26 protein-coding genes are annotated in these 25,745 nt (G+C 67.0%); 23 read left to right on the top strand and 3 right to left on the bottom strand.

The annotated features are described in order from the left end of the window. Nucleotides 1–37: 37 nt before the first annotated feature. Entirely contained in the window at nt 38–1,396 is a 1,359-nt protein-coding gene (locus FGL25_RS11600) for an ATP-binding protein (RefSeq protein ID WP_003163548.1), read from the bottom strand. A 22-nt stretch (nt 1,397–1,418) separates the two neighbouring features. Continuing rightward, nucleotides 1,419–2,150, bottom strand: coding sequence for a response regulator (locus tag FGL25_RS11595; protein WP_003163547.1), 732 nt, complete (start codon nt 2,148–2,150; stop codon nt 1,419–1,421). 88 nt (nt 2,151–2,238) lie between these two features. Between FGL25_RS11595 and FGL25_RS11590 the strand changes: the two genes are divergently transcribed. From FGL25_RS11590 to FGL25_RS11575, 4 genes are all read left to right on the top strand, one after another. Further along, complete coding sequence (locus tag FGL25_RS11590; protein ID WP_138141750.1) at nt 2,239–3,117, top strand: branched-chain amino acid aminotransferase; 879 nt, start codon at nt 2,239–2,241, stop codon at nt 3,115–3,117. A gap of 111 nt (nt 3,118–3,228) precedes the next feature. Continuing rightward, nucleotides 3,229–4,500 carry a NupC/NupG family nucleoside CNT transporter gene (locus tag FGL25_RS11585; protein ID WP_003163544.1) on the top strand — a complete coding sequence of 424 codons (1,272 nt, stop codon included), beginning with the start codon at nt 3,229–3,231 and terminating at the stop codon, nt 4,498–4,500. A 35-nt stretch (nt 4,501–4,535) separates the two neighbouring features. Next, nucleotides 4,536–5,153, top strand: a complete 618-nt coding sequence (locus FGL25_RS11580) for a glutathione S-transferase family protein (RefSeq protein WP_003163543.1) — start codon at nt 4,536–4,538, stop codon at nt 5,151–5,153. Between the two features lie 7 nt (nt 5,154–5,160). Then, entirely contained in the window at nt 5,161–5,799 is a 639-nt protein-coding gene (locus FGL25_RS11575) for a YoaK family protein (RefSeq protein ID WP_197733841.1), read from the top strand. On the opposite strand, the gene FGL25_RS11570 is transcribed toward FGL25_RS11575, so the two are convergent. Then, nucleotides 5,783–6,217 (bottom strand): PaaI family thioesterase, encoded by a 435-nt coding sequence (locus FGL25_RS11570; RefSeq protein ID WP_003163540.1) that lies wholly within the window; start codon nt 6,215–6,217, stop codon nt 5,783–5,785. The genes FGL25_RS11575 and FGL25_RS11570 overlap by 17 nt on opposite strands. Nucleotides 6,218–6,264: 47 nt before the next feature. Here FGL25_RS11570 and FGL25_RS11565 point away from each other — a divergent pair, with 47 nt between their 5' ends. The 19 genes from FGL25_RS11565 (at nt 6,265) to FGL25_RS11475 (ending at nt 25,587) form a co-directional block, all read left to right on the top strand. Continuing rightward, nucleotides 6,265–6,585: a DUF3253 domain-containing protein gene (locus FGL25_RS11565; protein WP_003163539.1), complete on the top strand. Its 321-nt coding sequence runs from the start codon at nt 6,265–6,267 to the stop codon at nt 6,583–6,585. After that, nucleotides 6,569–7,174, top strand: a complete 606-nt coding sequence (locus FGL25_RS11560; RefSeq protein ID WP_138141749.1) for a uracil-DNA glycosylase family protein — start codon at nt 6,569–6,571, stop codon at nt 7,172–7,174. Before FGL25_RS11565 ends, FGL25_RS11560 begins: the two co-directional genes overlap by 17 nt. A 170-nt stretch (nt 7,175–7,344) precedes the next feature. After that, nucleotides 7,345–8,364, top strand: a complete 1,020-nt coding sequence (locus tag FGL25_RS11555) for an alpha/beta fold hydrolase (RefSeq protein ID WP_167493340.1) — start codon at nt 7,345–7,347, stop codon at nt 8,362–8,364. 143 nt (nt 8,365–8,507) lie between these two features. Continuing rightward, on the top strand, nt 8,508–9,596 hold the full coding sequence (locus tag FGL25_RS11550) for a Glu/Leu/Phe/Val family dehydrogenase (RefSeq protein WP_138141748.1): 1,089 nt from the start codon (nt 8,508–8,510) through the stop codon (nt 9,594–9,596). A 238-nt stretch (nt 9,597–9,834) separates the two neighbouring features. Beyond that, on the top strand, nt 9,835–11,472 hold the full coding sequence (gene fliF, locus FGL25_RS11545) for a flagellar basal-body MS-ring/collar protein FliF (RefSeq protein ID WP_138141747.1): 1,638 nt from the start codon (nt 9,835–9,837) through the stop codon (nt 11,470–11,472). Then, complete coding sequence (gene fliG / locus FGL25_RS11540) at nt 11,472–12,509, top strand: flagellar motor switch protein FliG (RefSeq protein WP_003163534.1); 1,038 nt, start codon at nt 11,472–11,474, stop codon at nt 12,507–12,509. The genes fliF and fliG overlap by 1 nt, the downstream gene beginning before the upstream one ends. A gap of 1 nt (nt 12,510) precedes the next feature. Continuing rightward, nucleotides 12,511–13,185 (top strand): hypothetical protein, encoded by a 675-nt coding sequence (locus FGL25_RS11535; protein WP_003163532.1) that lies wholly within the window; start codon nt 12,511–12,513, stop codon nt 13,183–13,185. Next, complete coding sequence (fliN, locus tag FGL25_RS11530) at nt 13,185–13,517, top strand: flagellar motor switch protein FliN (RefSeq protein WP_003163531.1); 333 nt, start codon at nt 13,185–13,187, stop codon at nt 13,515–13,517. The genes FGL25_RS11535 and fliN overlap by 1 nt, the downstream gene beginning before the upstream one ends. A 42-nt stretch (nt 13,518–13,559) precedes the next feature. Continuing rightward, nucleotides 13,560–14,972, top strand: a complete 1,413-nt coding sequence (gene flbD, locus FGL25_RS11525; protein ID WP_138141746.1) for a sigma-54-dependent transcriptional regulator FlbD — start codon at nt 13,560–13,562, stop codon at nt 14,970–14,972. Nucleotides 14,973–14,976: 4 nt separating this feature from the next. Further along, nucleotides 14,977–15,861: a class A beta-lactamase gene (bla, locus tag FGL25_RS11520; RefSeq protein ID WP_138141745.1), complete on the top strand. Its 885-nt coding sequence runs from the start codon at nt 14,977–14,979 to the stop codon at nt 15,859–15,861. A 47-nt stretch (nt 15,862–15,908) separates the two neighbouring features. After that, nucleotides 15,909–18,008 (top strand): flagellar biosynthesis protein FlhA, encoded by a 2,100-nt coding sequence (gene flhA / locus FGL25_RS11515; RefSeq protein ID WP_128719674.1) that lies wholly within the window; start codon nt 15,909–15,911, stop codon nt 18,006–18,008. Nucleotides 18,009–18,062: 54 nt separating this feature from the next. Then, nucleotides 18,063–19,598: a sensor histidine kinase gene (locus tag FGL25_RS11510; protein ID WP_138141744.1), complete on the top strand. Its 1,536-nt coding sequence runs from the start codon at nt 18,063–18,065 to the stop codon at nt 19,596–19,598. A 20-nt stretch (nt 19,599–19,618) separates the two neighbouring features. Beyond that, complete coding sequence (locus tag FGL25_RS11505) at nt 19,619–20,017, top strand: response regulator (RefSeq protein WP_040344682.1); 399 nt, start codon at nt 19,619–19,621, stop codon at nt 20,015–20,017. Nucleotides 20,018–20,021: 4 nt separating this feature from the next. Next, nucleotides 20,022–21,065, top strand: a complete 1,044-nt coding sequence (locus FGL25_RS11500) for a sensor histidine kinase (protein WP_255370625.1) — start codon at nt 20,022–20,024, stop codon at nt 21,063–21,065. A gap of 50 nt (nt 21,066–21,115) precedes the next feature. Then, the gene (locus FGL25_RS11495; RefSeq protein ID WP_003163524.1) at nt 21,116–21,592 is read left to right on the top strand and encodes an NUDIX domain-containing protein; all 477 of its coding nucleotides are present in this window, start codon (nt 21,116–21,118) and stop codon (nt 21,590–21,592) included. A gap of 63 nt (nt 21,593–21,655) precedes the next feature. Further along, a complete protein-coding gene (locus FGL25_RS11490) occupies nt 21,656–21,838 on the top strand; it encodes a CsbD family protein (RefSeq protein WP_003163522.1) in 183 nt (60 codons plus the stop codon). A 175-nt stretch (nt 21,839–22,013) separates the two neighbouring features. Beyond that, nucleotides 22,014–23,414, top strand: coding sequence for a glycosyltransferase (locus tag FGL25_RS11485; RefSeq protein WP_197733840.1), 1,401 nt, complete (start codon nt 22,014–22,016; stop codon nt 23,412–23,414). Further along, nucleotides 23,411–24,382, top strand: a complete 972-nt coding sequence (locus tag FGL25_RS11480) for a hypothetical protein (protein WP_138141743.1) — start codon at nt 23,411–23,413, stop codon at nt 24,380–24,382. Before FGL25_RS11485 ends, FGL25_RS11480 begins: the two co-directional genes overlap by 4 nt. Before the next feature lie 176 nt (nt 24,383–24,558). Further along, the gene (locus FGL25_RS11475) at nt 24,559–25,587 is read left to right on the top strand and encodes a hypothetical protein (RefSeq protein WP_252970144.1); all 1,029 of its coding nucleotides are present in this window, start codon (nt 24,559–24,561) and stop codon (nt 25,585–25,587) included. The last annotated feature ends 158 nt before the right edge of the window (nt 25,588–25,745 follow it).

Below are 25,745 nucleotides of genomic sequence, written 5' to 3'. Positions count from 1 at the left end.
CGATTTTACGGTTCCGCTAGGGGCGCGAAGCAAAGATCTAGGCGGCGCGACGATCCGCCGGCAGTCGGATGGACGCCTTCAGCCCGCCCAGGTCGCTGCGGCCCAGGATGATGTCGCCGCCGTGGCCGCGCGCCACGTCCCGCGCCACGGCCAGGCCCAGACCCACCCCCTTGCGGTTCTGATTGCGCGAGGCGTCCAGCCGCGAGAAGGGGCGGAAGGCTTCTTCGTGCATGTCGTCGGGAATGCCGGGGCCGTCGTCCTCGACCAGGATCTCCAGCCCGCCGGAGGGCAGGGGGCGGGCTGACAGCCGCACCTTCTCGCCGTGCGAGGCGGCGTTGCCGACCAGGTTGTTGATCGCCCGACGGAAGGCCAGGGGGCGGGCCAGCATATTGAGATCGTCGGGGGCCTCGACTTCGGCCACGGCGCCCGAGCGGCGGGCGTCCTCGGCGGCGCGACGCAGCATTTCGGGCACGGAGATCGTCTGCATCGCCTCGCCCGCCTCGCCGCGCGCGAAGGCGAGGTATTCGTCGATCATGTGCTCCATCTCGTCCAGGTCGCCCTTCATCGCCTCGGCGCGCTTGAACGGCGGGGCCAGGGCCAGTTCGAGACGCAGGCGGGTCAGGGGCGTGCGCAGGTCATGGCTGACCGAGGCCAGCAGGGCCGTGCGCTGGTCGATGTGGCGCTGGATGCGCGAACGCATGTCCAGGAAGGCTGTGGCGGCGGCCCGCACCTCGCGCGCGCCGTGCGGTTTGAAGCGCGGCACGCTTTCGCCCCGGCCGAAAGCTTCGGCGGCGGAGGCCAGGCGCTCGATGGCGCGCACCTGGTTGCGAATGAACAGCACCGCCACGCCCAGCAAAAGGATGGTGGCGATCATCAGCCACAGGACGAAGATGTGGGCCTGGGTCGCCACGGCCCGTTCACGCGGGGCGATGACGCGCAGCACGCCGTCGGCCTCCTGCACCCGGATGTCGACATAGGCGGGGTAGCGGGTGGTGTCGAACCAGAAGGGCTGGTCCAGCCGCGAGGCCAGGGCCTTCTCCAGCGTCCGGTCGACCAGGCCCAGGGCGCCGCGCCGTTCTTCGTCGGGCAGGGAGGCGGAGGGTTGGAAGGCGATGGACAGCTGCATCGACCGTTCGGCGCGCTCGGAGATCAGGGCCAGGTTCTGGGGCGAGGGATCGTCGCGATAGCTTTCGGCCGCCCAGGCCACGTCGCCGGCCAGACCCTCGGACAGGCGCGCCGTCACCGCCTGCCAGTGGGCGTCGAAGAAGGCCCATGTCACCGCCGCCTGCATGATCAGCACCGGCAGGACGATGATCAGCAGCGACCGACCCCACAGGGAGGTCGGCAGCCGACGCTTGATCCACCGCGTCCAGACGTTGAACGGCATCAGCCGCATGAGGAGCGTTCCGGTCCTGTCGTCAGTCCGGCGCCAGCATATAGCCGACGCCGCGCACCGTCTGGAGGTAGCGCGGATTCTTGGGGTCCGCCTCCAGCTTGCGGCGCAGGCGCGTCACCTGGACGTCCACGGCGCGGCCGGTCACGTCGGCCGTGTCGGGCGACAGGGTCATGCGCTCGACCGGCGAATGGGCGTGAATGGCCAGGGTCTTGAGCAGTTGCGCCTCGGCCTCGGTCAGGCGTTGCAGTTCGCCGTCGCGCGTCAGCTCCAGCCGCTCCATGTCGAAGACGGCGGGGCCCATGCGGATCTCCTTGGGCGTCATCAGCTTGCCGCCGGTGCGGCGCAGGATGGCCTCGATCCGCAGCGACAGCTCGCGCGGGTCGAAGGGCTTGGACATATAGTCGTCGGCGCCGCGCGACAGGCCCTCGATCCGGTCGTCCGGGTCGCCCTTGGCGGTCAGCAGCAGCACCGGCGTCTTGGACAGGGCCGCCTGGCTGCGAATCCAGGTGGTCAGGTCGAAGCCGCTTTCGCCCGGCATCATCACGTCCAGAACGATCAGATCGAACTCAATCAGTTCGACCATGCGCCGCGCCGCGCCCGCGTGGGCGGCGCCGGTGACGCGATAGCCCTCGCGGCTCAGGAATTCCTTGAGCAGTTCGCGGATGCGGTCGTCGTCGTCGACGACCAGGATGTGCCGTCCGCTGCCGGCGGGCGCGATGGGGCCGGACCGGCCGTTGGCGCGAGGCTCGATCATGCTCACTGCGAATCTCCTCGCGAGGCGCCGTTGACGCGGGCGTGCGACGGGCGTCTAAATAAATATCTTGCGCGGGAGATGTTCTTCAATGGCCTTCGTTCCTTTCGACGATCGTGACGGATGGATCTGGTTTGACGGAGAATTCGTCCCCTGGCGGGAGGCGAAAACGCACGTTCTGACCCATGGCCTTCACTACGGCTCGTCGGTGTTCGAGGGTGAGCGTATGTATGGCGGTGAAATCTTCAAGCTGACCGCGCACAGCGAACGCCTGAAGCGCTCCGCCGAGCTGCTCGACTTCGAGATTCCCTATAGCGTGGCCGAGATCGACGCCGCCTGCAAGGAAACCTGCGCGCGCAACGGCCTGATCGACTGCTATATCCGCCCCGTCGCCTATCTGGGACCGGAACAGCTCAGCGTCACCGCCAAGAACAGCAAGGTCCATCTGGCCATCGCCGCCTGGGAGTGGCCCAGCTATTTCGACCCCGAGGTCAAGAAGAAGGGCATCGCTCTGGAGTGGGCCAAGTGGCGCCGTCCCGACCCGGCCACAGCGCCGTCGACGGCCAAGGCGGCCGGCCTCTACATGATCTGCACCATGTCCAAGACGGCGGCTGAGAAGCGCGGCTTCGCCGACGCCCTGATGCTGGACTGGCGCGGCTATGTGGCCGAGGCGACCGGCGCCAACGTCTTCTTCGTCCGGAACGGCGCCCTGCACACGCCGCGCGTCGATCACATCCTGAACGGCATCACCCGCCAGACCGTCATCGAAATGGCGCAGGCGCGCGGGATCGAGGTCATTGTCCGCGACATCCTGCCGGAAGAGCTGGGCGATTTCTCCGAATGCTTCCTCACCGGCTCGGCCGCCGAGGTGACGCCGGTGGGCCAGGTCGGCGATTATCGCTTCACGCCGGGCGCGCTGTCGCTGAGCTTGATGGACGACTACGGCAAGCTGGTGCGCGGCCAACTCTAGGCGGCTTCCATCGACGAGTTTCGTCGTCCCCCTTGCCAGCGGCGTTCTGCTGTCGTTGATGCGCACTGAAGAAGCCGGCTCCCATAGCGCCGGTCGCGGAGCCGCCTTTCCATGTTCAGCCTCCTGAACCTCCAGAGCCTGTTCGGCCTGGTCGTCATCGTCGCCGTCTGCTGGGCGATTTCCGAGAACCGCCGCGCCTTTCCGTGGCGGCTGGCGATCGGGGCGGTGCTGGTGCAGGCGGCGCTGGTGCTGGCGACCTTCGCCATTCCCGGCTCGCAGGTGGTGCTGGACGGCATCAACAATGCGGTGAAGGGGCTGGAGCTGGCGACCGCAGAGGGGACGCGCTTCGTCTTCGGCTATCTGGCGGGCGGGGATCAGCCCTACGCCGTCGCCAATGAAGGCGCCCTGTTCACCTTCGCCTTCAATGTGCTGCCGCTGATCCTAGTGATCTCGGCCCTGTCGGCCCTGCTGTGGCACTGGAAGATCCTGAAGTGGATCACGCTCGGCTTCGGCTTCCTGTTCCAGCGGACCATGGGGCTGGGCGGCGCCTCGGCCCTGGCGGTGGCGGCCAACGTCTTCCTGGGCATGATCGAAAGCCCGATCGTCATCCGCGCCTATCTGGACAAGCTGAGCCGCTCCGAGGTCTTCCTGATGATGGTGGTCGGTCTGGCCACGGTCGCCGGTTCGACCATGGTGGCCTATGCGACCATTCTGTCGCCTGTGCTGACCAATGCGGCGGGCCACGTCCTGGTGGCTTCCATCGTCTCGGCGCCCGCGGGCATCCTGCTGGCCCGCGTCATCATTCCGGAAAAGCCGGGCGAGGGCGGGGCGGTCGCCGACTACAACTCGGCGCTGAAGTACGACAGCGCCGTCGACGCCATCGTGAAGGGCACGTCCGACGGCCTGATGGTGGTGCTGAACATCTCGGCCGTGCTGATCGTCTTCGTGGCCCTGGTGGCGCTGGCCAACGTCATCCTGGGCGGCTTCGTCATCGCCGGAGAGCCGCTGACGATCGAGCGCATCCTGGGCGTGCTGTTCGCTCCCGTGGCCTGGCTGACCGGTGTGGAATGGGCCGACGCCCAGAAGGCGGGCTGGCTGCTGGGGGTCAAGCTGACCCTGACCGAGTTCGTCGCCTTCATCGAGCTGGGCAAGGTGCCCGTCGCCGAGATGAGCGAGCGCACGCGGATGCTGATGACCTACGCCCTGTGCGGCTTCGCCAACATCGGCTCGGTCGGCATCACCGTCACCGGCTTGTCGGTGCTGATGCCCGAACGCCGCGAGGAGGTGCTGGGTATGGTGTGGAAGGCGCTGCTGGCGGGCTTCCTGGCCACGCTGATGACGGCCTGCATCGTCGGGGCCTTGCCCGCCGCCGTCTTCGCCTAGTAGCGTTCCGAGGGCAGCCGAAGGGGAACCCTCTGATGAAGCTCTATGAAAGCCGCCGCGCGCCCAATCCGCGCCGCGTCCGCTGGGTCATGGCGGAAAAGGGCGTGACCGACGTCGAGCGGGTCGAGATCGAGCTTCTGGCGGGCGAGCATCGCACCCCGGCCTATCGCGCCAAGTTCGGCGTGCCGCACGTTCCTGCGCTGGAGCTGGACGACGGAACCTGCCTGACGGAATCCATCGCCATCTGCCGCTATCTGGAGGCCCTGCATCCCGAGCCGAACCTGTTCGGCCGCGATCCGAAGGAGCAGGCGATCATCGAGATGTGGATGCGCCGGTGCGAGATGTACCTGGCCAATCCGATGATGCTGAACGTGCGCTTCACCCACCCGGCCCTGGCCGCGCTGGAGGCGCCCCAGCCGCAGGTCGCCGAATACAACCGCCTGGGCGCCGAGCGCTTCATGAAGACGCTGGATCGGCATCTGGCGGAGCATGAGTTCATCGCCGCCGACCGCTTCACCATCGCCGACATTGTAGGGGCCGTGGGTCTGGATTTCGCCCGCCTGGTCAAATACCGCCCGCCCGAGGAGCTGACCCACCTGGCCCGCTGGCTGGAGACGTGCCGCGCCCGTCCGGCGGCGGCGGCGGGGATGTGAGCCTGCCTTGCGGACTCTGACGGCGCCGGATCGCGGGCTGGCTCTGATGCTGGCGGGGCTGGCGGGCTACGTCGACAGCCTGGGCTTTCTGCATCTGGGCGGGGTGTTCGTCTCCTTCATGAGCGGCAACACCACCCGCCTGGCCGTCAACCTGGCCGAGGGACGGTGGCTGGCGGCGGGCGCGGTGGCGGGTGTTCTGCTGCTGTTCGTGCTGGGCGCCATGCTCGGGGCCTTGGTCGCGGGCGGCGAGGGGGCGCGCTCGCGCAGCCGGGTGCTGGCGGTCGAGGCGGCGCTGCTGGCCGGGGCCGCCGTGGCGGCGGGGGCGGGGATCGCGCCCCTGGCGATCGGCCTGATGGTCCTGGCCATGGCGGTGGAGAACTCGGTCTTCCTGCGTGACGGCGAGGTCGGGGTCAGCCTGACCTATATGACCGGAACCCTGGTCAAGACCGGCCACGCCCTGGCCGCGGCCGTGCGCGGCGGCGACCCCTGGGCGTTTCGGCCCTATATGGCGTTGTGGGCGGGGCTGGCCGGAGGCGCGCTGATGGGCGCGGTCGTCTACGGCCGTCTGGGGCTGACCGCCCTGTGGCCGGCGGCCGCCGTCGCCATGGCCCTGGCGCTGGGCGTACGGTTCAACCGCGCGGCGTGAACTTTCGGATCACGCCCGAGAAGGTCATCAGCAGCCGTTCGCCGGTGGTGATCTGGCCGCGCACGAAGATCAGGCTCTTGCCTGCCTTGGTCACCTGGCCGGTCGCCTCGATCAGTTCGCCCACATAGGCGCCGTCGATGAAGGTGGAGTCGAGTTGCACCGTCACGCCCGAGGCGCCCTCCATCTCCTGATAGGCGATCTGGAACATGGCGATGTCGGCGAAGGTCATCAGACAGCCGCCGTGCATCCGGCCGCCGGCGTTCATGTGCTTCTGCTCGGCGCGGAAGGCGCAGCGCATGTGCCCGTCGGGATCGGGCTTGCCGTAGAAGGGCCCCACCACCACGTCGAAGGTGTCGCGCAGGTCATAGGTCTGCCAACCGGCGAACTCGCCCTCGGTGACGGTGATTATCTCGGCCATGTCGGTTTTGCCTTCTTTCCGATCTCGCGGTGCAGCATATAGCCCCTATGAGCGATCCAATCGAAGCGGCCATTTTCGAAAAACTGGCCAAGGCCGACCCCAAGAACGTCGGCGGCAAGAGCATTGAACCGGCCGACGTGGCCAAGGAGCTGCAGCCCGAGCAGTGGCAACGGATGCTGCCCAAGGTGAAGGCGACGGCGCTGGGCCTGATGCGTCAGGGCAAGCTGACCATCACCAAGAAGGGCAAGGCGGTCGATCCCAACAACTTCCGCGGCGTGATCCGCCTGCGCCTGCCGACCGAGGCCGAGACGGCCGCAGCCCTGGCGGCCCTGCCGCCGGTCGAAGCTTCGGATGACGACTTCGACTGAACCGGACAACGGCCTGGACGCGCTCCTGGCCGAGATCCGCGCCTGCCGGGCGTGTCTGGGCCAGCTGCCCCACACGCCGCGACCGGTGGTCATGGTCGCGCCTGAGACGCGCCTGCTGATCTGCGGCCAGGCGCCGGGGCGGCGAGTGCATGAAAGCGGTCTGCCCTTCACCGACCCGTCCGGCGTTCGCCTTCGCGATTGGATGGGGGTGGATGAAGCGACCTTCTACGGCGATCCGCGTCTCGGCGTGGCGGCGCAGGCCTTCTGCTTCCCCGGCACCGATCCCAAGGGCGGCGACTATCCGCCGCCGCGCCGCTGCGCCGAGCTGTGGCGGCCGCGCCTGCTGGCCGAACTGCCGAAGGTCGAACTGACTCTGCTGGTCGGCGGCTACGCCCAGGCCTGGGCTCTAGGCGCGGCGGCCAAGGCCAACATGACCGAGACGGTCCACGCCTGGCGCGACTACGCCCCCGCCATACTGCCTCTGCCGCATCCATCGTGGCGCAATACGGCCTGGCTGAAGAAAAACCCGTGGTTCGAGGCCGAGGTTCTGCTCTACCTTCGTCAGCGGGTGAAGGAGATGCTGGCGTGACACATCGATTTTTCCTTCTCCCCTTGAGGGAGAAGGTGGCTCGCGGAGCGAGACGGATGAGGGGGCTGCCTGCTTCGCCCTCATCATCGGCCGTTCTGCCCGCTGATACAGCCCCCTCATCCGAGCGCCTTCGGCGCCCACCTTCTCCCTCAAGGGGAGAAGGAAGAGGTGTGATCGCCGCCGCGTTCCTCTCTCTCGCTCTAGCCGCCTGCGCCACGCCGCACGTCCAGTCGCCGCTGACGCCGCCCAACGGGTTCAACGGGCCGCGCATCGAAACGGGAACCCTGGGACGCGGCGCCTTTGTGGTGCAGGACGGGGCGCGGTTGCCCTATCTGCGCTGGAGTCCGGAAGGCCAGGCGCCTTGGGCCGTCATCGTCGCCCTGCACGGTTTCAACGACCACTACGCCTCCTTCCGCTTCGCCGGGCCGTGGTGGGCGCAGCGGGGCATCGAGACCTGGGCCTATGATCAGCGCGGCTTCGGCCTGGCGCCGAACCGGGGCCAGTTCGCGGCCGAAAGCCTGACCAGTCAGGATCTGCGCACGATCGTCGCCCTGGTCCGGGCCGAGCGGCCGAACGCCCTGATCGTGGTGGCTGGCGAGAGCATGGGCGGCTCCTCGACCATCGCCGCCTTCGGTTCGGAGACGCCGCCGGACGCCGATCGGGTGGTGCTGCTGGCGCCCGGCGTCTGGGGCTGGTCCAGCCAGAGCGCCTTCAATAGCGCGGGCCTGTGGACCGCCGCGCGCATGATGGGCGCCAAGCGGGTCGAGCCGCCGTCCTTCGCCGTGCGCGACATCCGCGCCTCGGACAATACGTTGGAGCTGATCCGCAACGGCCGCGACCCCCTGTCGATCCTGTCGACGCGCTTCGATTCCCTCTACGGCCTGGTCGATCTGATGGAGACGGCGACCCAGCGGTTAGGACAGGTCGAGAAACCGACCCTGCTGCTGTACGGCGCCCATGATCAGATCATCACCAAACGCCCCATGCGTCGCGCCCTGGAACAGGCGGGCGAACGGGCGAACCTGACGACGGGCTATTACGCCGACGGCTGGCACATCCTGAATCGCGATCTTCAGGCCGAGACCGTGTTCGCCGACGTCGAATCCTGGCTGCGCGATCCAACACGCCCTCTGCCGTCAGGCGCGCCGGCTGTGCTGCCCGCCCTGCAGGCTGATCCCAAGGCGCGCTGAACGCAGAACCTGCGGAAAGCGGAGGCGTTTTCCGCAGGTTTCCTAGAAGCCTGGGGCGGCCGCATGGTGATGCTTGCCGTTTGGTCAGGCTGCGCGTATGTCCTTCCGCACAAAAAATACCCCAGGAAAGGCCTGTCATGGGCATGACGCTGTTTGATTCTCCTTCTTTCTCGAACCATGAAGGCGTCCACGCCTTCTATGATGAGAAAACCGGCCTGAAAGCGATTGTTGCGGTGCACTCGACCGCGCGCGGTCCGGCCGTCGGCGGCACCCGCATGTGGAACTACGCCACCGCCGCCGAGGCGCTGGAAGACGTGCTGCGCCTGTCCAAGGGCATGAGCTACAAGAACGCCGTCGCGGATCTGGAGATGGGCGGCGGCAAGTCGGTCATCATCGGCGACAGCCGCACCCAGAAGTCACCGGAGCTGTTCCATGCTTTCGGCCGCTATCTGAACGGTCTGGGCGGTCACTACTATGCCGCCGAAGACGTCGGCACCTCGGTCGAGGACATCGCCGAAGCCCGCAAGGTCACCGAATTCGTTCTGGGCCTAAAAGACGGTCCGGAAGCCTCGGGCGATCCCAGCCCCGTCACCGCCGAAGGCGTGTTCCGCTCGAACCTGGTCGTCGCGCGTCGCCTGTTCAACCAGAACGACATGACCGGCCTGACCGTCGCCATCCAGGGCGTGGGCCACGTCGGCGCCTATCTGGCCGAGAAGCTGCACAAGGCCGGCGCCAAGCTGATCATCACCGACGTCAACCAGGCCAACCTGGAAGCCGTCGCCGCCAAGACCGGCGCCGAGATCGTCGCCCCGGACGCCATCTATGACGTCGCCGCCGACATCTACGCCCCGTGCGCCCTGGGCGCGACCCTGAACCCGCAGACGCTGGACCGCCTGAAGGTCAAGGCCGTCTGCGGCGCCGCCAACAACCAGCTGGCCACGGCCGACATCGGCGACGAGCTGTTCAAGCGCGGCGTGCTGTATGCGCCGGACTACGTCATCAACGGCGGCGGCATCATCAACGTCGCCTCGGAAATGAACGCCCGTCAGACCGGCGGCGCCTATGACGCCTCGTGGGTCGAAGGCAAGCTGTCGCGCCTGATGGAGACCTTCGAGGAAATCCTCGAGCGTTCGGTCGCCGAGAACAAGCCGACCCATTTGATCGCCGACGCCATCGCCGAGGCCCGCATCCAGGCCGCCGCCGACAAGAAGGCCGCGGCCCTAAAGATCTAAAGTTTGAAGGTCTGATCGACCTTTGACCAGCTAGCCTGCCTCTCTCGAGAGGCGGGCGGGCGCCGGGGGGCGCCTGAGGGGTGCGGGCCATAAGTCCGCGCCCCTTTATCATTTTTGGGCCTGCGCCAGCGGCCCCGCCTCCCATTCTTTAACGCCTCTTAACGCCGCATTTACCATCCAGGCGGCAGTTTCTGCCTAGCGGGTTCGGTTCGTCCCGCGTGTGCAGGGGCGATGGCGCGTGGGCGGCTTCACGGAAGCTTTGAAAAGGTTCGGCATCGGACGCCTGGCCGCCATCCTGGGCGTGGCTGCGGGCGTGGCCGCCGTGCTGGTCGCCGTCATGCTGCGCGTGGGCCAGGCGCCGGACGCCTTGCTCTATTCCAATCTCGACCTGCGCGAAGCCTCCGAAATCAGCGCCGCCCTGGATCAGGCCGGCATCAAATATTCGTCCAAGGGCGACGGCTCGACCATCTTCGTCAGCCGCGACGAGGTGGGCACGGCGCGCCTGATGCTGGCGGGCAAGGGGCTCGTGACCTCGGGCAGCGTCGGCTACGAGATCTTCGACAACCAGTCGGTGCTGGGCCAGACCGAGTTCCAGCAGAACCTGAACGAGCAGCGCGCCCTACAGGGCGAGCTGGCGCGCACCATCATGTCGATGCGCGGCATCTCTTCCGCCCGCGTCCACATCACCATGCCGCGTCGTGAGATGTTCCAGGCCGCCGCCATCGACCCGACCGCCGCCGTGGTGGTGGGTCTGTCGGGCCGCGACCTGACCGCTGATCAGGTGCGGGCCATCCGCAACGTCGTCGCCTCGTCCGTGCCGAACCTGAAGCCGGACAAGGTCACGGTGACGGACCAGGCCAACCGCACCCTGGCGGCGGGGTCTGAGGACACGGGCTTCACCTCGGCCACCGCCGAGGCGTCCAAGGCCTCGACCGAGGCCCAGATGCAGGCTCGCATCAAGGACATCGTCGAGGGCGTCGTCGGCGCCGGCGCTGCCCGCGTCCAGGTCACGGCCGACATCGACCACAGCCGCTCGACGACGCAGGAGCAGAAGTTCGACCCGGACGGCCAGGTCGTCCGCTCGACCTCGACCAACGGCTCGCAGTCGCAGGACACGACCGGTCAGCAGGACGGCGGCGTCACCGCCACCAACAACATTCCCGGCGGGCAGGCCCCGAACACCACGCCGATCGGCTCGACCAACTCGGAAAACACCGAGACGACCAACTACGAAATCTCCAACACCACCACCACGACGGTGAAGGAGCCGGGCGAGGTCAAGAAGCTGTCGGTCTCGGTCGCGGTCGACGGCAAATACACTCCTGCCGCCGACGGCAAGGGCGAGCCGACCTATGCCGCCCGCACGGCCGAGGAAGTGCAGCAGATTAAGTCCCTGGTCGCCGCCGCCGTCGGCATCGACGAGACGCGCGGCGATAAGCTGGAGGTCGTCAACGTCCGCTTCAACCGCGAGCCGTCGGCCGCGCCGGGCGCCGAGGAAGGCTCCTCGATGTTCGCCTTCGACAAGAACGACATCATGCGCGGGGTCGAGCTGCTGATCCTGGCTGTCACGGGCTTCGTGCTGGTCTTCTTCGTCCTGCGTCCGCTGCTGAAAGCGGCGACGGGTTCTGGCGGCGCGCCCGCCCTGGCCGGCGCCGGCGGCATTCCCGTGACCGCCCTGGACACCCAGATCGTCGGCGGAACCCTGCCGGGCGGCGCGCCCATGCTGGCGGGCCCCAGCGACATGGAGCAGCGCATCGACATCGCCCGCATCGAGGGCCAGGTGAAGGCCTCCTCCATCAAGAAGGTCGCCGATTTCGTCGACAGCCATCCAGAGGAATCCACGGCGATCCTGCGCTCGTGGATGCATGAAAGCTGATGGCGGCGAGGCTGGTGTCAAAGGGTGCTGCGGTTGACGACGCGAAGAAGCTGACGGGGCCTGAAAAGGCGGCCGTCGTTCTGCTGTCTCTGGGCGAAGAGCACACCGCCCTGTGGCAACAGCTCGACGATGAAGAGATCAAGGAGGTCTCTCAGGCCATGGCGGGGCTGGGCACCGTCACCGCCGCCGTCGTCGAAGAGGTGCTGGTCGAGTTCGTGTCCGGCATCGGCGGGTCCGGCTCGCTGATGGGCTCCTATGAGCAGACGCAGCGCCTGCTGGCCTCCTTCATGCCCGGCGATCGGGTCGAGGCCTTGATGGAGGAGATCCGCGGTCCGGCGGGTCGCACCATGTGGGACAAGCTCGGCAATGTGAACGAGGCCGTGCTCGCCAACTATCTGAAGAACGAATACCCGCAGACGGTCGCGGTCGTCCTGTCGAAGATCAAGCCGGACCACGCCTCGCGCGTGCTGACGGCCCTGCCCGAGGACTTCGCCCTGGAATGCGTCCAGCGGATGCTGCGCATGGAGCCGGTGCAGCGCGACATTCTCGACAAGATCGAACAGACCCTGCGCAGCGAGTTCATGTCCAACCTGGCGCGCACGTCCAAGCGCGACAGCCATGAGCTTATGGCCGACATCTTCAACAGTTTCGACCGCCAGACCGAAGCCCGCTTCATCGGCGCGCTGGAGGAACGCAACCGCGACGCGGCCGAGCGTATCCGCGCCCTGATGTTCGTGTTCGAGGATCTGTCGCGCCTCGATCCGGGCGGGGTGCAGACCCTGCTGCGCGCGGTCGAGAAGGACCAGCTGGGGCTGGCGCTGAAGGGCGCCTCGGATCCCCTGCGCGAAATGTTCTTCTCCAACATGTCCGAGCGCGCCTCGAAGATCATGCGCGAGGACATGGATTCCATGGGACCTGTCCGCCTCAAGGACGTCGACAACGCCCAGATGGCCATGGTCCAGGTGGCCAAGGATCTGGCGGCGCGGGGCGACATCATGCTGGCCGGCCAGGGCGGCGACGACGAGTTGATCTACTGACATGAGCGCCCAACCCGCCAACGCCGTCCCCTTCGCTTTCGACACCGAGTTCGGGGCCGACGGCGCCGTGCTGCGCGCCTCGACCTGGCAGCCGGCCAAACGATCCTTCGCCCCCGCCGAGGTCGAAGCCCTGGTCGCCCAGGCCCGGCTGGAGGCCCGTCAGCAAGCCCTGGCCGAGGTCGAGGCCCTGCGCGCCGACGCCTTGTCGATCGTGGCCCAGTCGACGGCGCAGGCCGCGACCCTGTTGCGCGGCGTGGCCGAGTCGCACCGTCGCGAATCCGCCGAACTGGCGTTGGCCGCCGCGCGGGTCATCGGTTCAGCCGCCTTCGATCGCTTTCCGCGCCGTCCGCTCGAGGCCGCCATCGAGGCCCTGGGGCAGGAGATGGACGCCACGCCGCGTCTGCTGGTTCGCGCCTCGGGGCTGGACGACGAAGGCCGCGCCCAGATCGAGGCTCTGTGCGCCCAGGCGGGTTTCTCGGGACTGGTGGTGTTCCGCGACGAGCCGCACCTGCCCGCCGCCGCCTTCGCCCTGGAATGGGCCGACGGCCGCGCTGAATTCGATCCGGCCGAAGCCGAGGCCCGTGTGGTCGCCGCGCTCAACGCCGCCCTGGCCGCCGAAGCCGGCCACGCCGAGCCGCCCCTCGAAGGCGGCGCTCATGACAGAAGGGGCTTCTGATGGCCACCGACGATCTTTCGCTTGAGGAATTCGGCGAGTCCACCGCCCTGAACCTGGCTGACGAGGGCGGCGAGAAGTCCGCCGTCGATCTGGCGCCCGTCTTCGACGTGCCGGTCAACATCTCGGCCGTGCTGGGCAAGGCCAATATGTCGGTGGCCCAGTTGCTGAAGCTGAACAAGGGCTCGGTGCTGGAGCTGGACCGCAAGGTCGGCGAGGCGATCGACATCTTCGTCAACAACCGCCTGGTGGCGCGCGGCGAGGTCGTCGTCGTCGAGGACCGTCTGGGCGTGACCATGACGGAAATCATCAAGACCGAGGACAAGGGCGCCTGATCGGCCGCCCCGTCACGGACAGGATTTTGAAGGAGTAGGGCGATGCGTCTTCTGGTGGTGGGTCGTTTAAGCGGCCAACTGGCGACGGCGGTGAAGATGGCCATGGCGCACGGCGCCAAGGTCCAGCACGTCGAGCGCGCCGATCAGGCGACCGAGCAACTGCGCCGGGGACAGGGCGCGGACCTGCTGATGGTCGACTATCGCATCGATATCGCCGCCTTGATCGCCGCCAATGACGCCGAGCGCATCCATGTGCCGGTCGTGGCCTGCGGCGTCGACGCTGACGCGCGCGAGGCGGCCGACGCCATCCGCGCCGGGGCCAAGGAGTTCATCCCCCTGCCGCCCGAGGCGGATCTGATCGCCGCCGTCCTGTCCGCCGTGGCCGACGACGAACGGCCGATGATCTCGGCCGATCCGGCGATGAAGCACGTCATCCAGCTGGCCGATCAGGTGGCGCGTTCGGAGGCCTCCATCCTGATCACCGGCGAAAGCGGCGTGGGTAAGGAGGTGATGGCGCGCTATCTGCACACCCACTCGCGCCGCGCCGACAAGACCTTCATCAGCGTCAACTGCGCCGCCATCCCCGACAACCTGCTGGAATCCGAGCTGTTTGGTCACGAGAAGGGCGCCTTCACCGGCGCCGTGGCCCGTCGCATCGGCAAGTTCGAAGAGGCCGACGGCGGCACGCTTCTGTTGGACGAAATCAGCGAGATGGACGCCCGGCTCCAGGCCAAGCTGTTGCGCGCCATTCAGGAGCGGGTGATCGACCGCGTCGGCGGCGCCAAGCCGGTGCCGGTGAACATCCGCATCATCGCCACCTCCAACCGCGACCTGGCCAAGGCCGTGGCCGAGGGGACGTTCCGCGAAGACCTGCTGTACCGGCTGAACGTGGTGAACCTGCGCCTGCCGTCCCTGCGCGAACGCCCCGGCGACATCGCCGTGCTGGCGGACCACTTCGTCAAGAAATACGCCGCCGCCAACGGCGTGCCGCCGCGCGCCATCGGGGCTGAAGCCAAGCGCGCCCTGGTCGCTCACCGCTGGCCCGGCAACGTGCGCGAGCTGGAAAACGCCATGCACCGCGCTGTCCTGCTGGCGGCGGGCGCCGAGATCGACGTCGACGCCATCCGCCTGCCGGACGGCCGCCCGCTGCTGAGCGGGGGGGAGGGGGCCTCGACGCCCGCCGCCTCGGCCTATGACGCCGGCGTGGCCGGTCAGGCCGCCCAGGTCGCCGACGCCGTGACCCGCAGCTTCGTCGGCCAGACCGTGGCCGAGATGGAGAAGGCCCTGATCCTGGACACGCTCAGCCACTGCCTGGGCAACCGCACCCATGCGGCGACCATCCTGGGCATCTCGATCCGCACCCTGCGCAACAAGCTGAATGAATACGCCGACGCAGGCACGCCGATCCCGGCGCCCCAGTCGGGCGTCGCGGCCGCCTACGGCGCGGCGGGCTGATCGGATGCGCGCCGACCGCCGCACCCTGCTGATCGGCGCGGGCGCCCTCGCCCTGGGCGCTTGCGCGCGTGCGACGGAGCCTGCGGCGGCTGAACCGGCCGTGCTCAACCTCGACCTGTCGGCGCTGGAGGCGCGCCATGGCGGTCGTCTGGGCGTCTCGGCGGCGACCGAGGGCCGGAGCGCCGCCTGGCGCGGCGACGAGCGGTTCGTCTATTGCTCGACCTTCAAGATGTATCTGGCGGCGGCGACCCTGCTGCGCGTCCAGGCGGGGCAGGAGCGGCTGGACCGGGCGATCCCGGTGACGCAGGCCGACATGATCAGCCACGCCCCGGTCACGGAACCGGCGGTCGGCTCGACCCTGACGATCGAGCAGTTGATGCAGGCTACGGTCGAGGTCAGCGACAATCCCGCCGCCAACATCCTGATCCGCGAATTGGGCGGACTGGACGCCTTGCGCGCCTTCTATCGCGGCATCGGCGACGACAGCACCCGCGTCGATCGCCTCGAGCCCGAGATGAATCGCCAGGACGGCGACAAGGACACCGTCACGCCCGATCAGTCGGTGCGGAACATCCAGCGTCTGCTGGTCGCCGCCGATACGCCGCTGAGCCCGGCGTCGAAGACCCTGTTGATGCGCTGGCTGGTCGATACGCCGACGGGGCAGGGGCGCATCAAGGCGGGCGTCCCGGCGGGCTGGACAGTGGCGCACAAGACCGGCACCGGCGCCTATGGCCCCGTCAACGACATCGGCCTGATCCTGCCGCCGAATGCGGCGGCCATCGCCATCGCGGTCTATTTCCACGCCACGAAGGATTCGACCGACGCCCAGCGCGAGGCGGTGATCGCCGATGCGACCCGGCAGGCGCTCAAGGCGCTGGGGCATGGCTGAGGGCCGCCGAATCCTGTCATCAGGCGGCATGAGCTTCGCACGTCGTCATGGCTGACGCGCCCATCCTGATGAAGGACGGCATGGCGCGCCCCACGGGGCGTGACGCGCTCGGCTGGCTGATGCGCGGCGAGGTCGGCATGGCGGTCGGCGTCATCGCCGTCATCATGCTGCTGATCCTGCCGATCCCGAAGATGCTTCTGGATCTGCTGCTGGCGATCTCGCTGGTGTCCAGCGTGCTGATCCTGATGACGGCCGTGATGATGAAGCGGCCGCTGGACTTCGCCATCTTTCCCACGGTCCTGCTGGTCTCGACCCTGTTCCGTCTGGGTTTGAACCTGGCCTCGACGCGGCTGATCCTCAGCAACGGTCAGGAAGGCCACGACAGCGCCGGCAAGATCATCCAGGCCTTCGGCGAGCTGATGATGGGGGGCAACTTCATCATCGGGGTGATCATCTTCGCCATCCTGCTGGTGGTGAACTTCGTGGTCATCACCAAGGGCGCGACCCGCATCGCCGAGGTCTCGGCCCGCTTCACCCTGGACTCCATGCCGGGCAAGCAGATGGCCATCGACGCCGACCTGTCGGCGGGTCTGATCAATGAGGATCAGGCCAAGCTGCGCCGCAAGGAGCTGGAGCAGGAATCGACCTTCTTCGGGGCCATGGACGGCGCCTCCAAATTCGTGCGCGGCGACGCGGTGGCGGGTCTGATCATCACCTTCATCAACGCCATCGGCGGCCTGCTGATCGGGGTGGTGCAGCACGGCATGCCCGCCATGGAGGCGGCCAACACCTATGTCCAGCTAACCGTCGGCGACGGCCTGGTGACGCAGATTCCGGCCATCATCGTGTCGGTGGCGGCGGGTTTCCTCGTGACCAAGGCGGGGGTCGAGGGTTCGGCCGACAAGGCCTTCGTCGCCCAGTTGGCCAGCAATCCGGTGTCGCTGGGCGTGGTGTCGGGCACGGCGGGACTGATCGGCCTGATCCCGGGCATGCCGCTGCTGCCGTTCGCGGCGCTGGCGCTGGGGACGGGCTTCATGGCGTGGAAGCTGGGCCGCGACCGGCTGAAGCCGCCGCCCGCCGAGCCGGTGAACCTGAAGCCGAAGGAAGACGTGGAGGAGCCGATCTCCACCGCCCTGACCATCGACGAGGTGAAGATCGAGCTGGGCTACGCCCTGTTGGCCCTGATCAATGATCTGGAAGGCCGCCGCCTGACCGATCAGATCCGCGCCCTGCGCCGCTCGCTGGCCCAGGAGTACGGCTTTGTCATGCCCAGCGTGCGCATCCTCGACAACATGCGCCTGTCCAATCAGGGCTACGCCATCCGCATCAAGGAGATGGACGCCGGTTCGGGCGAGGTGCGCCTCGGCTCCCTGATGGCGATGGATCCGGCGGGCCGTCAGGTCGAGCTGCCGGGCGAGCACACGCGCGAGCCCGCCTTCGGCTTGCCCGCGACCTGGATCGACGATTCCCTGCGCGAAGAGGCGACCTTCCGCGGCTACACTATCGTCGACCCCTCGACGGTGCTGACGACGCACCTGACCGAAATCCTCAAGGAGAACATGGCCGAGCTGCTCTCCTACGCTGAGGTGCAGAAGCTGCTGAAGGAGCTGAAGGGCGAGGAGCAGAAGCTGGTCGAGGAGTTGATCCCCTCTGTCGTCACCGTGACCACGCTTCAGCGCGTGCTTCAGGCCCTGCTGCGCGAGAAGGTGTCGATCCGCGACCTGCCCGCCATTCTGGAAGGTCTGGCAGAGGCGGCGCCGCACACCACCAGCGTCGCCACCCTGGTCGAGCACGTGCGCGGCCGTCTGGCGCGTCAGCTGTGCTGGCAGCACAAGGCCGACGACGGCGCCCTGCCCATCGTCACCCTGTCGCCCGAATGGGAGCAGGCCTTCGCCGAGAGCCTGATCGGCCCTGGCGAGGACAAGCAACTGGCCATGGCGCCCAGCAAGCTTCAGGATTTCATCCGCGCCGTCCGCGAGGTGTTCGAGCGCGCCGCCATGACGGGCGAGAACCCGGTCTTGCTGACCGGGCCGCAGGTGCGCCCCTACGTCCGCTCCATCATCGAACGCTTCCGCGGTCAGACGGTGGTGATGAGCCAAAATGAGATTCATCCCAAGGCCCGCCTCAGGACGGTGGGATCAGTCTAGGTCGCGGCGTGGTAGGGGCTGGACACGGCTTCGACGGCGAATAAGGTTCGCGGCATGAAACGCATTCGGCCGGCCCTGCGCACCTTCGGAACCTTCCTGCGCACCCCGACCCTCAGTCGCTCGATCATCGCCCTTCTGGCCCTGGCGCTGCTGCTGCTGCTGGCCGTCAATACGGCGACGCTGGTGATGATCCAGCGGACCTCCAACTACAACGACACCGTGGACCACAGCCAGCAGGTGCGCCTGGCGGCCAAGGACACGCTGATGCTGCTGACCGACGCTGAGACGGGGCAGCGCGGCTTCATGTTGACAGCGCGGACCGAGTATCTAGGCGTTCACGACAACGCGGTCGCCAAGTTGCCGGCCGTGATCGCTCGGCTGGAAGCCCTGGTTGAAGGCGACGCTGAATCCTCGGCGCGCGTGGTCAAGGTCAAGCAGATGGCGCGGGAGCGGCTGGCCCTGATGGATGAAACCGTCAACCTGACCCGCACGGGCCGTATCGGCGAGGCCGTTTCGCGCATTCGCGGGGGGCAGGGCAAGGCTCTGATGGACGCCATGCGCGTCGAGCTGGCCGCCATCGACGCCATTGAAGCGAAACGCCTGGCCGAACGCACCCGCCAGTCGGAATGGGCCCAGGCGGTGACCGTGGCCGTCAACGCTCTGGCCGGGGTGCTGATCCTGGTTCTGGCGGGGATCAGCGTCTGGCTGGTGCGACGCTATGTGGCCGAGATCGAGGCCGCGCATTTCGAACTGGACCGGGTCAACGCCGGTCTGGAGAACGAGGTGCGCGATCGCACCGCCGAACTGACCCGCGCCAACGAAGAGATCCAGCGTTTCGCCTATATCGTCAGCCACGACCTGCGTGCGCCCCTGGTCAACGTCATGGGCTACACCTCCGAACTGGAGCAGGTCGCCAAGCAGGTGGACGAGCAACTGACGCAGATCGAGGCGGCTCGCCCCGGCGCCGTGGATCCGGAGGTTCTGCGGGGCGTGCGCGAGGATGCGCCCGAGGCGGTCGGCTTCATCCGCACTTCGACGGCCAAGATGGATCGTCTGATCAACGCCATCCTGCGCCTATCGCGCGAAGGACGCCGCGCCCTGGCGCCCGAACGACTGGACATGACGGCCATGGTCCAGACCATCGCCGATACGGTTCACCATCAGGTCGTGGAGACGGGGGGCGAGATCGTCGTCGGCCGTCTGCCGATGCTGGAGAGCGATCGCCTGGCGGTCGAGCAGATCTTCGGCAATCTGATCGACAATGCGGTGAAGTATCAGCAGCCCGACCGCCCTATCCGGGTCGAGATTCAGGGGCAGGAGACATCCGGCGGCTGGCTCGAGTATCGCATCAGCGACAATGGCCGGGGCGTCTCGCCCAAGGATCATGAGCGGATTTTCGAGCTGTTCCGTCGCTCGGGCAAGCAGGACACGCCGGGCGAGGGCCTGGGCCTGGCCTTCGTGCGCAACATCGTGCGGCGTCTCGGGGGCTCCATCGACGCCGAATCAGAACTCGGCCAGGGGTCGACATTTCATCTGAAATTTCCGAAACGTCTGACTATGCTGGGTGACTACCAAGGAGACCGCCTGTGAGCCACTCAGTGAAGATCGTCATGGTCGAGGACGATCATGGGCACGCCAAGCTCATTGAGAAGAACATCCGGCGGGCGAACATCGCCAACGACATCGTCCATTTCGATCACGGCGAGGCGGCGCTCGACTATCTGTTCAGCGACGAGGTGGGGCGCACCGGCCCCCTGTTGATCCTGCTGGACCTGAATCTGCCGGACATGTCGGGCACGGACATCCTTGATCGGGTCAAGTCCGACGACAATCTGCGCCGCGCGCCCGTGGTCGTGCTGACCACCACCGACGACAAGGTCGAGATCCAGCGCTGCTACGATCTGGGCTGCAACGTCTACATCACCAAGCCGGTGGACTACGAGGCCTTTGCGGGCGCCATCCGCCAGCTGGGCCTGTTCCTGTCGGTCATGCAGGCGCCTGAGATCTGACGCCGTGACGGAACCGGGGGCCGCCATACGTCTCTTGTACATCGACGATGACCGCGGCTTGTCCCGCTTGGTCCAGAAGGAGCTCGGCCGCCACGGCTATGAGGTCATCTGCGCGCCCGATGCGGACAGCGGCTATGAGGTGTTGAAGGCGGGCCAGTTCGATGTCTGCGCCCTGGACCACTACATGCCGGGCCGTGAGGGCCTGGACGTCCTGCCCGACATCCTGGCCCTGCCGACGCCGCCGCCGGTGGTCTATGTGACGGGGGCCCAGGACGGCCGCATCGCCGTCGCCGCCCTGCGCGCCGGGGCCGCCGACTACGTCATCAAGGACGTGTCCGAGGACTTCACCGCCCTGCTGCGTTCGGCTCTCGAGGACGCCTTGCTGCGGCGTCGTCTGGAGCGCGAGAACGAAGAGGCGCACGAGGAAGTGCGCCAGGCCCGCGACCGCGCCGAGGCCTTGCTGCGCGAGGTGAACCATCGCGTCGGCAACTCGCTGCAACTGGTGTCCAGCTTCATCTCCCTGCAACTGCGCCAGCTGGCCGATGAGGGCGCGCGCGACGCCCTGCGCGAGGCCCAGGTGCGGATCGAGGCCGTGGCCCATGTCCACCGCCGCCTCTACACCTCGGCCGATGTCGAGCGGGTTCAGATGGACGAGTATCTGGCCGGTCTGGTCGATGAGCTGGGCAAGTCCATCGGCCCCGACAGCGACGGACCGCGACTGACTCTGCAGGCCGAGCCTCTTCAGGTGACGACCGATCAGGCCGTGTCCCTCGGCGTCATCGTGACCGAGCTTGTCACCAACGCCGTCAAATACGCCTATGAGCCGGATGCTGCGGGCGAGATTCGCGTGATCCTGAGGCGTCTGGAGGATGGGCGACGCGCCCAGCTGACGGTCGAGGATGACGGGCCCGGCCTGGGCGACGGCTTGCCCAAGGGAACGGGCCTGGGCTCCAAGATCATCTCGGCCATGGCGGGCGGACTGCGCTCGGCGATCGAGGTGGACCCGGCGCATCGCGGCGTGCGCGCCCTTTTGGCGTTTGATCTCTGACGACGCTTTGGGGGTTTCGCCCGGCGATGCGGCAGGGTTAATCTCCCACGATGAAGCTTCAGTTCGGTACGGCCCGTCCCGGTCTCGATTACATCCACCGTCCCGCAGTCTTCGGCATCGCCGAGCGTGACGGCCGTCTGGCCTGCGTGCGTGTGGATCGCGGCGACGGGCACGCCTATTTCGATCTGCCCGGCGGCGCCCTGGACGGCGAAGAGACGGAGCAGCAGGCCCTGGCGCGCGAGTTCGCCGAGGAGACGGGCCTGATCATCCAGCCGGTCGATCGCCTGACCGAGGCGGCGCAGTATTTCCTCAAGTCGGACGGCACGCCGGTCAACAACGTCGGCGGCGTCTGGCTCGTCAATGTGACCGGCGCCGACCCCTCGACCAAGCAGGAAGCGGATCATGAGCTGGTCTGGCTGGAGCCGCTGCGCGCCCTGTTCAGCCTGCGGCACGAGGCGCACAGCTGGGCCGTTGCGCGCTGGTTGCGTGATCGTCATGCCGCAGCCTCCGCTTCGGAACCTCGCTAGAGAAAAAGGGTTGTTTTCCTGACGGGCGCCAGTTCCGGCGATCCGAAAGACAGGGAGCTCTCCATGCCCGACCACGACCGTATCGAAGGCGCCGCCAAGAACATGGGCGGCAAGCTCAAGGAAGCCGCCGGCAAGCTGACCGGCGATGAAAAGCTGAAAGCCGAAGGCCGCGCCGATCAGGTGGCGGGCAAGGTCCAGAACGCCGTCGGCGGCGTGAAGGACGCATTGAAGGGCGAGCGAAGCTAAGACGTGGGGGCGGGCGTTGTCGCCGCATGACGCCCGCTACTCGCGTGATGCGAGAATTTACGATTTATTCGAGATGTTGCGTGTAATATTCGCATGATGGTTACTTTCGGTTAGCTGTAAAAATTCAGAAACGAGAATTTCTGTCGTCATTCACAAGGCGTTCACGGGGGCAGCGATGTCCGATAGAGTGTCTGAGACGAACACGGAGCCGATGGTCGGCGTGCAGGGCGCGACCGGACTGTCGCATCCCTACCGGCGATTGTATCTGCCGGTTCCTGCAAAATTCATTCTGGCGCTGACGTTGGCGATCGCCTGGACGGCGCTCAGCGTCTGGCTTTCGCAGCGTTGGCTGGCGGACCTGGCGAGCGTGAGCAACTGGGTATTCGCCCTCATCGCCATCGGCTTCATCGCCTATGTGCCGGGGTTCATGAACGCCTTCCTGCTCGGCACGCTGATGTTCGATCGAAGGCCGCCGCGCATCCGCCCGACGACCTATCCGGCAGTCAGCGTTCTTGTCGCCGCCTATAATGAGGCGTCCGGCATTCGCGACACCCTCACCAGTCTGGCGCACCAGACCTATCCCGGTTCCTATGAGATTCTGATTCTCAACGACGGTTCGACCGACGACACGGTCGCGGTCGCGCGCCGGGCGATCGCCGAATTGGACTTTCCGCCCAACGCCGCCGTGCGCGTGCTCGACTATTCGGTCAATGCAGGCAAGGCGGCGGTGCTCAACCGCGGTCTGAAGGAGGCGCGGCACGACCTGATCGTCACCATCGACGGCGATTCCTGGGTGCGCGAGGACGGCCTGGCCCAGATCGTCGAGCGTCTGCTGACCGATCCGCCCTCCACCCAGGCGATCGCCGGCGCCGTCATGGTGCGCAACTCGCGTGAGAACTTCCTGACCCGTTCCCAGGAATGGGACTACTTCCACGGCATCGCCGCCGTGAAGCGGATGCAATCCATGTATCACGGCACCCTGGTGGCCCAGGGCGCCTTCTCCCTCTATCGGCGGGAGGCCCTTGAACAGGTCGGCGGCTGGCCCGAATGCGTGGGCGAGGACATCGTCGTGTCCTGGGCCCTGCTCGAAAAGGGATACCGCATCGGCTACGCCGAGGACGCCCTGGCCTTCACCAATGTGCCGACGCGCTTCAAACAGTTCGCCTTGCAGCGCAAACGCTGGTCGCGCGGCCTGATCGAGGCGTTCAAGGCGCACGGCGGCCTGCTGCTCAAACCACGCCTGACCACCATCTTCATCTGGTGGAACCTGTGCTTCCTGCCGCTGGATCTGGTTTACACCTTCGTCTTCATCCCCGGCTTGGTGCTGGCGATGTTCGGCATCTTCTGGATCGCCGGACCGCTGACGCTGGCGGTGCTGCCGCTGGCGGCCCTGTGGAACATATTCATCTTCCGCATCCAGCGCCGTATGTTCCATAGCGAAGGGCTGAAGGTGCGCCGCAACTTCGGGGGATTTCTCTTCTACGCCCTGGGCTACAGTCTGGTGATGCAACCGGTCTGCGTGTGGGGCTATGGCGCCGAACTGCTGGGGATGCGGAAGAAATGGGACACCAAATGAACGCCCTGACCGGGGGAGCCGCGCTGGCGCTCGTTCTGCTGGCGGCGGCCTCCGCCCAGGCTCAGTCCGCGCCGGAGACGGCCCAGCAGACCGCCCGCGCCGAGCATCCCGACAGCGTGGCGGCCGGTTTCCTGCCGCGCTACGCGGTGGGCGCGGACCTGTTCGCCTCGACCGACGCCGACAACACCGACGTCATCAAGGCGGGGGTGAACCTCGACTGGCGCTACAGGGGGCCGGACGACTACCTCGGCCTGCGGGTCGAGACGGCCAGCTTCAAGCCGCTGGGCCAGAAGTCGACCGAGGACCAGCGCGTCTATCTGCGCTTCGCCGACAAGACCGGCGACTGGTCGTGGAAGGGGCAGGTGGGCACGGACGGCGACACCGTCCTGGGCGCGGTCAGCGTTCACAACGACGCCCGGTTCCGCCAGGAATACTTCATCGAGCGCGAGATTCTGGAAACGCCGCTCGGCTTGGAGAAGGGGCTCTACTACACGTTCCTCGGCGGGGCCTTCGACCTGCCGGTCAATGATCTTAACAACTTCACCGTCATGGCGGGCGTTCAGGATTTCACGGGCGACAACGTCCGCACCCATCTGCGCCTCAACTACATCCATGTGCTGAAGCCCGAATGGGGCCTGTCCGCCCAACTTCGCACCCGCTACTTCCACAGCAGCGACCCCGGCGAGTACGATTATTTCTCGCCCAAGAACTATGTCGAGGTCATGCCGGTGCTGCAGGTGCGCCGCTACTACGGCGGCTGGCGCTATGTGATCGCCGGCGGCCTGGGCGCTCAGAAGGAAACGGGCAGCGACTGGCGCAACGCCCGCTATTTCAACGCTCAGGTCACCAGCCCCCCTGTGCGCGAATGGGCCTTCACCGCGGGCCTGACCTACAGCAACACCCCCGTCGCCCGTGGCTACACCTATGACTACACCCAGGTGAATTTCGGCGTGACGCGCGCCTTCTGACCAATTCGGCTTTCACTCTTGAAAGTCAGGCTGTCGGGGTGTGAACGGAGCGCTTCTGTTCAGGGACGCTTCGCCACAGTCGCGCCGGAATCTTTTCTAGTATCGTTGTCATGTCAGTTTCTCGAGGGGGAGAGCGGATGTGGGCACGTCGATCGATCTTGTTGGGAGCGGCGGGTTTGAGCGTGGGGCTTCCTGCGTCCGTCCTGGCGCAGGAAGCGCTTTCGAGCGACGACCAGTTCTTCTCCGAAGGTCGCTATTTGCCGACCTACCTCGACCTGAAGGCCAAGGCTGAAGCGGGTGATCAAGCGGCGCGACAGATGTTAAGTCAGTTCGCGTCCTTCCTGGGGGACGAGCCGACGGCCGTCGGCTTGGATGAGCGGCCTCCGCGGCCGTCGCTGATTCCACCCGATTTGGACGGCGCAGTGGCGCGTGAAGCGATCGAAGCCATCGTCGAGGCGGCCCGCAACACCCGCATTGTCATCCTGAACGAGGCGCACAACATTTCCGGACATCGCGCCTTCGCCGCCCGGGTGATGCGTGCGTTGCGCCCGCTGGGCTACGACTGGTTCGCCGCCGAAACCTTCACCCCGCCTCAGCCTGTGCCGCTTGTCCGGGTCGACGCCTATACGAAGGGCGCGCCCTTCCTGGCCAGCTACGGCTACTACACGCACGATCCGGTCTTCGCCGAGATGGTGCGCGAGGCGGCCCGGCTCGGCTACCGCTTTTCGGACTATGAACAGAGCTTCGACCAAAGGGCGCCCGATGACGCGGACAGCGCCGCGCAGATCGCCGCGCGTGAAGAGGCGCAGGCCGATAACCTGATCGCCAACATCCTGTCGACTAACTCTGCGGCGCGCGTCTTCGCCTTCGTCGGCTACAGTCATGCGATGGAGATTGAGGGACGGGGCGGGCTGTGGTTCGCCGCGCGCCTGAAAGCCAAGACGGGCATCGATCCGCTGACGATTGAGCAGTCGAGGAACTGGCCCGCGATCGCGCCTCAGAACGATGCGCCGCACGTGGCCGCCGTCCTGGCGCGCTTTGCGCCCCGAAAACCCGATCGTGGTGTCCAGAGATGGCGAGAGCATCGCCACGCCCAACTATGCCGGAAAAATGGATATGTCGGTCTTCCATCCGCGCATGACGCCTGTGGCGGGCCGCCCGGGGTGGCTGGCGGCGGATCCCGAGCGGCGGCGCGTGACGATTAAGGTTCCGCCGCTGGACGAACAGGTGCTGATCCAGGCCCTGTCGATGGCGGAAACCACGGCCGGCCCGCCATCGGATCACTATCTGTTGCCGCCCGGCGCGTCGGAGGCGACTTCTTCCTTCACCCTGGCCGCTATTTCTTCCGTCAGGAAACGGCGGC

Origin of the sequence: Brevundimonas vancanneytii (assembly GCF_901421975.1) — a bacterium.
In the GTDB taxonomy this organism is placed as follows: Bacteria; Pseudomonadota; Alphaproteobacteria; order Caulobacterales; family Caulobacteraceae; genus Brevundimonas; species Brevundimonas diminuta.
The sequence above is the reverse complement of the archived record's forward strand: the minus strand, read 5'-3'. Positions and strand labels throughout refer to the sequence as shown.

Excerpts from the sequence above, each read along its gene's own strand:
- flbD (WP_138141746.1), top strand. The coding sequence starts at position 13,560 with ATGCGTCTTCTGGTGGTGGGTCGTTTAAGCGGCCAACTGGCGACGGCG.
- FGL25_RS11565 (WP_003163539.1), top strand. The coding sequence starts at position 6,265 with ATGAGCGATCCAATCGAAGCGGCCATTTTCGAAAAACTGGCCAAGGCC.
- FGL25_RS11585 (WP_003163544.1), top strand. The coding sequence starts at position 3,229 with ATGTTCAGCCTCCTGAACCTCCAGAGCCTGTTCGGCCTGGTCGTCATC.
- FGL25_RS11495 (WP_003163524.1), top strand. The coding sequence starts at position 21,116 with ATGAAGCTTCAGTTCGGTACGGCCCGTCCCGGTCTCGATTACATCCAC.
- fliN (WP_003163531.1), top strand. The coding sequence starts at position 13,185 with ATGGCCACCGACGATCTTTCGCTTGAGGAATTCGGCGAGTCCACCGCC.
- FGL25_RS11535 (WP_003163532.1), top strand. The coding sequence starts at position 12,511 with ATGAGCGCCCAACCCGCCAACGCCGTCCCCTTCGCTTTCGACACCGAG.
- fliG (WP_003163534.1), top strand. The coding sequence starts at position 11,472 with ATGGCGGCGAGGCTGGTGTCAAAGGGTGCTGCGGTTGACGACGCGAAG.
- FGL25_RS11485 (WP_197733840.1), top strand. The coding sequence starts at position 22,014 with ATGTCCGATAGAGTGTCTGAGACGAACACGGAGCCGATGGTCGGCGTG.
- FGL25_RS11595 (WP_003163547.1), bottom strand. The coding sequence starts at position 2,150 with ATGATCGAGCCTCGCGCCAACGGCCGGTCCGGCCCCATCGCGCCCGCC.
- FGL25_RS11560 (WP_138141749.1), top strand. The coding sequence starts at position 6,569 with ATGACGACTTCGACTGAACCGGACAACGGCCTGGACGCGCTCCTGGCC.
- FGL25_RS11550 (WP_138141748.1), top strand. The coding sequence starts at position 8,508 with ATGACGCTGTTTGATTCTCCTTCTTTCTCGAACCATGAAGGCGTCCAC.
- FGL25_RS11480 (WP_138141743.1), top strand. The coding sequence starts at position 23,411 with ATGAACGCCCTGACCGGGGGAGCCGCGCTGGCGCTCGTTCTGCTGGCG.
- FGL25_RS11510 (WP_138141744.1), top strand. The coding sequence starts at position 18,063 with ATGAAACGCATTCGGCCGGCCCTGCGCACCTTCGGAACCTTCCTGCGC.
- FGL25_RS11580 (WP_003163543.1), top strand. The coding sequence starts at position 4,536 with ATGAAGCTCTATGAAAGCCGCCGCGCGCCCAATCCGCGCCGCGTCCGC.
- FGL25_RS11600 (WP_003163548.1), bottom strand. The coding sequence starts at position 1,396 with ATGCGGCTGATGCCGTTCAACGTCTGGACGCGGTGGATCAAGCGTCGG.
- FGL25_RS11570 (WP_003163540.1), bottom strand. The coding sequence starts at position 6,217 with ATGGCCGAGATAATCACCGTCACCGAGGGCGAGTTCGCCGGTTGGCAG.
- bla (WP_138141745.1), top strand. The coding sequence starts at position 14,977 with ATGCGCGCCGACCGCCGCACCCTGCTGATCGGCGCGGGCGCCCTCGCC.
- FGL25_RS11490 (WP_003163522.1), top strand. The coding sequence starts at position 21,656 with ATGCCCGACCACGACCGTATCGAAGGCGCCGCCAAGAACATGGGCGGC.
- FGL25_RS11505 (WP_040344682.1), top strand. The coding sequence starts at position 19,619 with ATGGTCGAGGACGATCATGGGCACGCCAAGCTCATTGAGAAGAACATC.
- flhA (WP_128719674.1), top strand. The coding sequence starts at position 15,909 with ATGGCTGACGCGCCCATCCTGATGAAGGACGGCATGGCGCGCCCCACG.
- FGL25_RS11590 (WP_138141750.1), top strand. The coding sequence starts at position 2,239 with ATGGCCTTCGTTCCTTTCGACGATCGTGACGGATGGATCTGGTTTGAC.